The sequence below is a fragment of the Caldisalinibacter kiritimatiensis genome (assembly GCF_000387765.1).
Taxonomy (GTDB): domain Bacteria; phylum Bacillota; class Clostridia; order Tissierellales; family Caldisalinibacteraceae; genus Caldisalinibacter; species Caldisalinibacter kiritimatiensis.
Map to the genome: position 1 here is coordinate 1 of NZ_ARZA01000275.1, position 9,547 is coordinate 9,547.

General features: G+C 28.4%; 9 protein-coding genes. All 9 read right to left on the reverse strand.

Annotated features, from left to right (window positions below):
• Nucleotides 1-416: 416 nt before the first annotated feature.
• A complete protein-coding gene (locus L21TH_RS12730; RefSeq protein WP_006317230.1) occupies nt 417-995 on the reverse strand; it encodes an indolepyruvate oxidoreductase subunit beta in 579 nt (192 codons plus the stop codon).
• Between the two features lies 1 nt (nt 996).
• Nucleotides 997-2,772 (reverse strand): indolepyruvate ferredoxin oxidoreductase subunit alpha, encoded by a 1,776-nt coding sequence (gene iorA, locus L21TH_RS12735; RefSeq protein WP_006317232.1) that lies wholly within the window; start codon nt 2,770-2,772, stop codon nt 997-999.
• A gap of 61 nt (nt 2,773-2,833) precedes the next feature.
• Nucleotides 2,834-3,742, reverse strand: coding sequence for a bifunctional enoyl-CoA hydratase/phosphate acetyltransferase (locus L21TH_RS12740; protein ID WP_006317233.1), 909 nt, complete (start codon nt 3,740-3,742; stop codon nt 2,834-2,836).
• Nucleotides 3,743-3,884: 142 nt separating this feature from the next.
• Entirely contained in the window at nt 3,885-4,310 is a 426-nt protein-coding gene (locus L21TH_RS12745) for a hypothetical protein (RefSeq protein WP_006317234.1), read from the reverse strand.
• 111 nt (nt 4,311-4,421) lie between these two features.
• Entirely contained in the window at nt 4,422-5,561 is a 1,140-nt protein-coding gene (locus L21TH_RS12750; protein WP_006317235.1) for a tetratricopeptide repeat protein, read from the reverse strand.
• 22 nt (nt 5,562-5,583) lie between these two features.
• Nucleotides 5,584-6,354, reverse strand: a complete 771-nt coding sequence (locus tag L21TH_RS12755) for a hypothetical protein (protein WP_006317236.1) — start codon at nt 6,352-6,354, stop codon at nt 5,584-5,586.
• Nucleotides 6,355-6,358: 4 nt separating this feature from the next.
• The gene (locus L21TH_RS12760) at nt 6,359-8,140 is read right to left on the reverse strand and encodes a B12-binding domain-containing radical SAM protein (protein WP_006317238.1); all 1,782 of its coding nucleotides are present in this window, start codon (nt 8,138-8,140) and stop codon (nt 6,359-6,361) included.
• Between the two features lie 39 nt (nt 8,141-8,179).
• Complete coding sequence (locus L21TH_RS12765; RefSeq protein WP_006317239.1) at nt 8,180-8,914, reverse strand: GNAT family N-acetyltransferase; 735 nt, start codon at nt 8,912-8,914, stop codon at nt 8,180-8,182.
• Nucleotides 8,915-8,970: 56 nt separating this feature from the next.
• Entirely contained in the window at nt 8,971-9,495 is a 525-nt protein-coding gene (locus tag L21TH_RS12770; RefSeq protein ID WP_006317240.1) for an amidase domain-containing protein, read from the reverse strand.
• Nucleotides 9,496-9,547: the final 52 nt, after the last annotated feature.

Below are 9,547 nucleotides of genomic sequence, written 5' to 3' on the forward strand. Positions count from 1 at the left end.
TCTATTTGTTTTTAGCGACGACTCTTAAAACTATATCAAAACAACTTATGTTTGTCAAGTGCTTTTTTATTTTTTGTTTTTATCTGCTACTTAACAGCTGTGTAATCCCTGTCTTATCTCAACGACGCTGAATAATATACCATAATTATTATATCACTTCAAATCTATATTATGCAATCATTTAAGCATTTATTCCAATAATATTCAATTTACTTTTGATTGCTTATGATTTCATTAATTTTTATCGATTTTCTACTTCATCTTTTATAACATTCCATATTTTTTCTTTTCTTTCCCCTTTCTCCATGGTGATATCCCAACTAAATTTAAAAATTATTATATATAAAATTATAGTACATAAATTACCCACTCCACATTTACAGTCAATAAGCAAAAGGGCAGGGTTTCCCTGCCCTTTACCTAGCTAATTGTTTTCCTTTATTAAATGCCTTTATATTTATGTCTACGTATTTCCCTTTTACTAACTCTTTTATTTTTTGCTCCCAATCTATTTCGTTTAATCCTAAAGCCTCAACTAAGCATCCAAGCATAACTATATTCTGGGTTTTTATGTTACCTATTTCCTTAGCTACTTCTGCAGCTTTTAATTTAATAACATCTAGCTTATGCTCTAATTCTTTAATGATATCTTTTGGATATTCATCTTTACCTACTAGTATAGGTACAGATGGTATTTCATAATCATTAATTACTAACTTACCATTAGGCTTTAAATAGTCTATCCATCTCATTGCTTCCATCTTCTCAAAAGCAACAATTATGTCAGCTTGACCCTTACCTATTATAGGTGAATAAACTTTTTCTCCATACCTCACTTGTGTAGTTACACTACCTCCACGTTGTGCCATACCATGAACTTCAGACATTTTTACATCATATCCTGCATCTAACAACCCCTTTGATAAAATTTTACTAGCAAGTATGATTCCTTGTCCTCCAACTCCAACTAATAAAATATTACCTTTTTCTGTCATGTTACTCACCCACCTTTACAATAGCATCAAATGGACATACCTGTAGACAAACGTCGCAACCTACACACATAGTGTCATCTATAATTGCTCCTTTTTCTGAATCGAATGATATAGCTGGACAACCAACTTTCAAGCACATCTTACACTTTTTACATTTGTCTTGGTCTACTTCGCAAATTTTTCTATCTGCTAATCCATACTCTTCAATTTCTTCATTAGGTGATTTTTTTAATACACATGGCCATTTTGTTATTATAACCATAGGTTCATCTACTTCCATAGCTTTATCTATAGCTGCTTTCGTTTCTTTTAAATTTAATGGATTTATTACTTCTATATGTTTTACTCCTATGGCTTCACAAATTTTCACTATATCTATTTCATTAGTGACTTCACCCATTAGTGTATAACCCGTTCCTGGATTATGTTGGTGACCAGTCATTCCTGTTATCCTATTATCTAATATAATTGTTGCGGCATTTCCTTTATTATAAACTATGTCTATTAATCCTGTAATTCCTGAATGAAAGAATGTAGAGTCTCCTATTACACTAAACACTTTCGTTTCTCTTCCATTTACTTGTGCTGCCTTACTAAATCCATGCCCAGCACTTATACTAGCTCCCATACAAATACATGTATCCATAGCTTCTAAAGGTGGTGCTGAACCTAAAGTATAACATCCAATATCTCCAGTAACAACTACATTTTTCTTTTTACTTAACTCATAAAATAACCCTCTATGAGGACATCCTGCACACATTGTAGGAGGCCTTCCTACCACCTTTTCTTCGTTTTTCTCAATAACTTCTTTATTTTCACCTAACAATGTTTTTGCTATAATGTCTGGATTTAACTCTCCCACTCTAGGTATTAGTTCTTTTCCTATTACTTCTATACCCATTGCTTTTATTTCTGTTTCTAAATATGGATCTAGTTCTTCAATCACATACAACTTCTCAACTTCATTAGCAAATTTTTTAATTTTTTCTTTTGGTAGTGGATAAGTAAATCCTAGTTTAAGATATGAAGCATTGTCTCCAAAGACTTCTTTGGCATATTGATAGGAAACACTTGAAGTTATAATACCTATTTTTTTATCATACCATTCTACTTTATTTAATGAAGTATTGTTGCTAAATTCTTCTAATTTCTTTAATTTTTCTTCTAACTTAACATGTAGTTTCCTTCCATTGGCTGGAGTAGCTACATATTTAGGTATATTCTTAACATATTCTTTTATTTCAACTTGTTCTCTGTCTTCTAATTCTACTATCCCTTTACTATGACATATTCTAGTAGTTAATCTTAATAATATAGGCACATCAAATTCTTCACTTATCTTATATGCTATTTTAGTAAATTCCTTTGCTTCTTGACTATCACTTGGTTCTAGCATTGGTATCTTTGCAAATTTAGCATAGTTTCTGTTATCCTGCTCATTTTGCGAACTGTGCATTCCTGGGTCATCAGCAGTAACAAGTACAAGACCACCATTCACTCCTGTATAAGCTACTGTAAATAATGGGTCTGCCGCTACATTTACTCCAACATGCTTCATTGCTGCTAAAGACCTTGCTCCAGCTATAGATGCACCTATAGATACTTCTAAAGCTACTTTTTCATTAGGAGCCCATTCTGAATATATTTCTTTATATTTAGCTACATTCTCTAATATTTCTGTACTTGGTGTTCCTGGATATGCCGATGCAACTGTAACACCAGCTTCATATGCTCCTCTAGCAACAGCTTCATTTCCAGTTAATAGTTCCTTCATTATATTATACCCCCTTCACATTACAAAGAAATGAAAATGTTTTCATTGAGTTTATTTTTATTTACTTATTATTACTTGCTATTAAACTACCAAGAGCTATAGAGTATAATTTAGATTCATGTGTATCAGCTCTAGATACAAGTACTACTGGTGCTTTCGCTCCCATAATAACACCTGCTGATTTACCTTTTGCAAAATAAGTTAGACTCTTTCCTACACCATTACCCATTTCTATATTTGGTACTAATAATACATCAGCATCTCCTGCCACTTTACTTTCTACCCCTTTTACTTTGGCAGCTTCTTTAGAAACTGCTAAATCTAAGGCTAATGGTCCTTCAACTATAACTTCTTCTCCAAACTTTTTGTCTTGCCCCATTTGCTTCAATTTATCAGCATCTACAGTAGCTGGCATTTTAGGATTTACTTTCTCTTTTGCTGCTAAAACTGCAACTTTTATAACATCTTTACCTAAAGCTTTACATACTTCAATTGTATTTTTTAGAATTTTCACTTTGTCCTCTAAACTAGGTAATAAATTCATTCCTCCATCAGTTAATGCTAATAATTTGTGATATGTAGGTACTTCATAAACCATTACATGACTTAGTAAACTATCAGTTCTTAGTCCATAATCCTTATTTAATACTTCTTTTAAAAGAATAGATGTATCAATTAAACCTTTCATTAAAAAATCAGCTTTTTTATCACTTACTAACTTTACAGCTACTTTTGCTGACTCTTCTAAACTAGGAGCATCAATTTTTTCATATTTCTCTATATCTAATCTATTTTCAGTTGCTATTTCTTTTGTTTTTTCAATGTCTCCAACTAAAATAGGCTCCACTATTCCTTTCTCTGCTGCTTCTATTACTGCTTTTAAAGATTGATAGTCTTGTGAAGCTGCTAATGCAAGTTTCATTGTTCGTTGTCCTACTGCTGCTTTTAACATATCATTTAAAGTATTCATACTCTATATCACTCCTTTGACCTTTATCAAACTTATTTTTTGGTATTTTTCTCTATCACTTTGTATTTTATCACAAATTGTTGTAATTGTTCAAAAATTTTAACAAAGCTTAAACTTTATCTATGTTAATTTTTTCTATTTTTCATTTACAGAAACAATCATACAATTCATCCAATATATCTTCTAAATTATCAACTATCCTCTGAAGTCCTAAAATTATATAGTCGTCGTCCAGTTGATTATTACTAACTTGATTACAAAACGTATTTATAGAAAGCATTTTTTCAATACATTTATCCGATACAATATATAAGTTTTCCAATCTTTCAAATGCTAAGTCTAAGTTATCCCCATTATTAAAATACACATTTTTATGCTTACTAACTTCCTTTATCGTATTAACTATATTATCTAAAGCAAGACTTAAATATTTGACAATCTCTTCTCTTTCTACACATACAATATAATTAATTTCATCATTTTTTATCTTATCACAATAGTAATTTAAAGCATTTATATAATTCATAGTTCTATCTAATTTACTAACTATATCTTCCCCACTCGTCAATCTCAATTCCCTCCTCAAATCATTCTTTTTTATATGTATATATATTTATATTGATTTATATGTTATACCCTCATTAACTGATTACTTAAAAATAAAAAAGGAATATGAGATTTAACTCATACTCCTTAATTTATCTATTTGCCTTTTACAGCTAATCGTTATTTCATCTGCTGGATTTTGCTCATATGCAAATTCAATATCCTCAATAGCTTTTTCTATATCTCCTAGCTGTAAATAAGTCATTCCCCTATTACATCTAATTTCATAATCCATAGGTCTTAATTCAATAGCTTTAGTAAATTTCTCTACAGCCTTTTCAAATTCTCCTAAATTGGCCAAACATAACCCTATTTCATTCAAAGAATCTACTTGATTAGGTTTTATGGCTAACACTTTTTCAAATTCCCTTTTAGCTTCAGCAAATCTTCCTAGTTGCCTATAAGCAAGACCAGTCATAAAAAGTAAATTCCACCAATCAGAATATCTTTCTCTTAAAGTTAGTAACTTACTTAATCCCTCTTTAGGATTACCTCTTAAAATTTCATTATATCCTTCCTCATAAGTTACATCATCTTGTATTTTAGTTAAGTTTTCTTTAATTTCTTGTACCCTATTTTCATCTTTATCTAATTCTATAAACCTTTCCCATACTATTTGACACTTTTTAAATTGTTTCAAGGCCTGATAATGAAAACCTAGTTTATAATAGGCTAATGAAAAGTCAGAATCAACTTCTAATATATCTTCCAAATATGCTGTTGCCTGTCTAATAAATTTAACTCCAACCTTAAAGTGATTATTTTTATAAAATTCATTTGCCTTTTGTTCTAATGTACATGCATAATTAAATAGTCCCTTTACATTTCTAGGATTGACTTTAACCAAAGCTCTAAAATATATCATACCATCGTCTAACTTGTTTTGCTCTATAAATACGTGCCCCTTATATAAAATATAATCTTCAATATTGTTATTATAGTTATATAATATTTCTTTATAATGGTCAGCATATTTAAATTTAGGGTCGACTCCTAAAACGTATATCATACCGTCTATGAATGTCGATATTCTTAATTCTTCTTGAGCTGTAAATCCTTTAATTTCATTTACTAAATCACTCATAATAATTGGCATTGGTATAGAAGATTGTATTGTATATCCATTAATTACTACATTAGCCTCTTCTTTTAAATTTACAAAAGTTAAGTTATCTGTCTTCTGTTTAAAAAATTCTTCTACACTCTTTATCATATGCATCACCTACTACAATTTTTTATTTATATAAATTTCTCATAAACATTCTTTTCCTTCTTGTACTAGTACTTAAAATGCTAAAAAGAACTCCTCTATAAATCATTATAAACGAAAACAATACTTGTCCAAATATATATAATACTATTCCTTTTAATGTGTAGTCAAAAGGTATACCTATCTGTATTAAGGAAAATAAATTTGTTACAATTCTCCCAGAGATAAAATATAATACTATCATAAATATACCATTAGGTAAAAGCCATTCAATCCAATTTTCTTTTGTAAAATTAAAAGTATAAACTATAGTATCCCATGAAGAATAAAATTTTTGATAAATCGATTCTGGTAATGGGTTAAATAATATCAGTAAAAATATATTTATTATAATACTTAATATCCCTAATGGTACTACTCCTCTTATAATAGGCATTACTAACAAATCTAATAAATAACTAATCAACCATCCAATCACTAAAATACCATATATCTTCCATAAATACACTTTAAAACCCATTTTAAAATCTTCTAAAGTAAATTTCCCATATTTTACTATGTTTTGAAGTAAATAAAGATAATCAGAAACTAGCGCACTCATACCTAAAAATAATGCTATCCCCGCTAGTATCCTTAGTATCCCAGTAAATAATATACCAATTAAACTAAACAGCACTATACTTATAATTGAATATATAAATATAGCTAGGATTATTGACCAGTTCTTTGTGAAAAGTGTAAATGTCTGTTTTATAGATTTCCTGTTTACATAATAAAGGTCCTTCAGTAAATCCATCTTATCACTCCAATTTCTGAATTTCTTTTGTTACATCATATGATTTGCATCTATCAAATACTTTTTTATCATTATCATACACAAACAATACTATACTTGTATTTTTTTTAATCTCTTCTTCATTGTATCCTTTTTTTATAAAATCTATAATGTTAAACTTAAATTCTTCAAAATGAATATCTTTGATTATCTTTTTCGGCGGTAAATCTTTGTATTGTGATAAATATTTTGCTACATTCCTTTCTTCCTTCAAAAAGTCATGTCTTTTTTTCTTCATATTATAATTGTTGTATTTTTTTATATTCTTTGGTATATTTCCACCCTTATTATTTAATATATAATCAAATTTAAGCAGTTCATTAAATATATCTTCTTTTTCTTTAATCTTATCTATATAAAATTCATATAAAATACAATATAAGCCTCTTTTACTATGGGATTTTTGATGTAAATTTCGTTGCTCCCAATAGTCACTAAATTCTTCAAAAAACTCAATTGGTGTTTTATAAAATTTGTTTATAATAAATTCTAATGTGTTTTCGAAATTATGCTCGTTACTATATTTTTCTACTAAATCTTCTATCACCTTTAGTTTTAACATTTCATTATAACTTATATATTTGTTTTCAAGTACTTCATAAGGAGGTTTATCCAAGAATTTGAAACCATATTTTTCTACATTTTGTCTTAATCCTGAACCTTTCAATAACTTTAAAAAACCTAGTTGTAGTTTATCAGGTTTAAGATTATATACATCATTAAACGATTTTCTAAAGGTATTATAGTCTTCATATGGTAATCCTGCTATTAAATCTAAGTGTTGATGTATATTCCTATAACTTTTTATTCTTTTAGTTACTTCAGCTAATTTTTCAAAATTAGTTTTTCTATCTATTGCCTTAATGGTTTCAGGGTTAGTGGATTGAACCCCTATTTCAAATTGAAATAATCCCTCTGGTACATCTTTTAAAAATTTTAGCATATCTTCATCTAATAGATGAGCAGTTACCTCAAAATGAAAGTTTATATTTCTTACGTTTTTGGACATTATAAACCTCATAATTTCTAGTGCATAATCTTTTTTCGTATTAAAGGTTCTATCTACAAACTTAACTTGTTTAACACCTGCTTTTATAATGTATTCTAAATCTTGCTTTACTCTATCTAAAGAGAAAAATCTTACTCCTTTAATAGTTGATGATAAACAAAATTGGCAGTTAAAAGGACATCCCCTAGAACTCTCATAGTAAATTATCTTATTTTTAAATTCTGATAAATCTCCCTTAAATGGTGATGGTATTTCATCTAAATTATCTATAAGAGGTCTTGGTTTATTTTTTATAATCTTTCCTTCTTTTCTATAAACTAACCCTAAAATATCACTATAATTATTTTCTCCATTAATAAATCCAATTACTAATTCTCTAAAGGTAGCTTCTCCCTCACCATAAACGATAAAGTCAATATATGGATGTCTATTCATTAATTCTTTAGAATCATAAGATACTTCAGGTCCACCTAATACTATTTTTATTTCTGGTTTAACTATTTTCAAAGCTTGAGCTATCTCAAGTATTTGTTCCATATTCCATATATAACAAGAAAAAGCTACTACATCTGGTTGTTTTTTAAATATTTCTCCTACTATAAAATCATTATGTTGGTTTATTGTATATTCCTCTAACTCTATTGATGGTAATATATCTTCACTATAACTTTTTAAATATCTTAAAGCTAAACATGAATGTATGAATTTTGAATTTAATGTTGTTAATAGTACTTTCATTATTTCATTCACTTCCTTATTTTAGTCTTTAGTGTACTTTTATTTTATCCCAAACCACATAACTTCCCCATAACGTTTAAAACCTATAGATTCTGCTAAAGCTATAGATGGTGTGTTACTTGTAACTATATGGACATAAGGAGTCCAATTATTATCTATAACTTTTTTTGCTAAATCAATACTTACTGAAGCAGCTAACCCTTTACCTCTATATTCTTCTCTAGTATACATTATACCCATTGACCCATCTTCTCTTATCACAGCCCATGAAATCGGATTTCCATCTTTATCAAATACTGCCGAAGATGGTCTTTTCTTAATACACCCCTTTATATATTCTAATGAATGTTCACTTTTATATGTATAAAATTCATTAACTATTTCTGCGTGTTCTAATCGTAATGCTTCAACTTTATGTTTAACCTTTGTGTAGTCTAAAGCATCTTTGTCCATATAGTATAAATAACAAGGTTCTTCCCACTCTATGTCTTTATATTTTTTTATAATATCATAGTATTTTTTAAGAACACCTGAAAATCCCTTATTTTCATCATACTTCATTTCTTTTATCATATTTTCTGCTACTTCATCATAGGGTGAATATATAGTATTCCAATAATCTGATTGTAATATAATACCTTTGGGATTTTCAATATTATCAACATAAATATTTGTTTTATTTTTATGAGTTATTCTCCCCAATACGTTTAATGTTGCTATTTTATCATAATTTATTAGTTTTTCTATTGCTCTTGTATTATTTATTTTTTTCATGAAAATTCCCCCTTTTGCTTTTGCACAGCTACATTATATCACACTATCATATTTTTCTAGTATTTATAACCCAATATATGAATATATCTTATTTTTTCATATAAATAATTACTTAATGGATAATTAAATCTGTCATAGGTATGTGTTGCAATGTATATATTCTCGGGTGCATAAGGTTCTTCTTTTCTTACTACTACTAATGAATGATTAAAAGTATCATCTTCTTCAAAATTTAACTGTATAATATCACCTATATCAATTTCGTTTATATCACTTATTTTACCTATAGGTCCCCTCTCTCTATTATTTATCAAAAAATTATATAAAAACTCTACTCCCGTCCATGCTGGAGCCCTATTATATGAGCTATAATAATACCACCCTGTCCATTTTCTATTATTCATAGGACACCCCCCAGCATGTAAAACTTGAGATACAAAATTTGTACAATCTCCTCCTAGATTTTCAAAATTATAATATTTTGGATTTCTTTTAAAAGCCCATTTCTTAGCGTAGTTATAAGCTGCTTCTCTGTTATAAGGGTATAATTTGTTATCCATATTTAAAAATATCCGTTTCAAAAAAATCCCCCGTAATTATTCTATTATTAATTTTAAAATTTGATATTTTTAA

What these genes read in the sequence shown, in the direction of transcription:
- L21TH_RS12730 (WP_006317230.1), bottom strand. Translation starts at nt 995, where the DNA reads ATGACAGAAAAAGGTAATATTTTATTAGTTGGAGTTGGAGGACAAGGA.
- iorA (WP_006317232.1), bottom strand. Translation starts at nt 2,772, where the DNA reads ATGAAGGAACTATTAACTGGAAATGAAGCTGTTGCTAGAGGAGCATAT.
- L21TH_RS12740 (WP_006317233.1), bottom strand. Translation starts at nt 3,742, where the DNA reads ATGAATACTTTAAATGATATGTTAAAAGCAGCAGTAGGACAACGAACA.
- L21TH_RS12750 (WP_006317235.1), bottom strand. Translation starts at nt 5,561, where the DNA reads ATGATAAAGAGTGTAGAAGAATTTTTTAAACAGAAGACAGATAACTTA.
- L21TH_RS12755 (WP_006317236.1), bottom strand. Translation starts at nt 6,354, where the DNA reads ATGGATTTACTGAAGGACCTTTATTATGTAAACAGGAAATCTATAAAA.
- L21TH_RS12760 (WP_006317238.1), bottom strand. Translation starts at nt 8,140, where the DNA reads ATGAAAGTACTATTAACAACATTAAATTCAAAATTCATACATTCATGT.
- L21TH_RS12765 (WP_006317239.1), bottom strand. Translation starts at nt 8,914, where the DNA reads ATGAAAAAAATAAATAATACAAGAGCAATAGAAAAACTAATAAATTAT.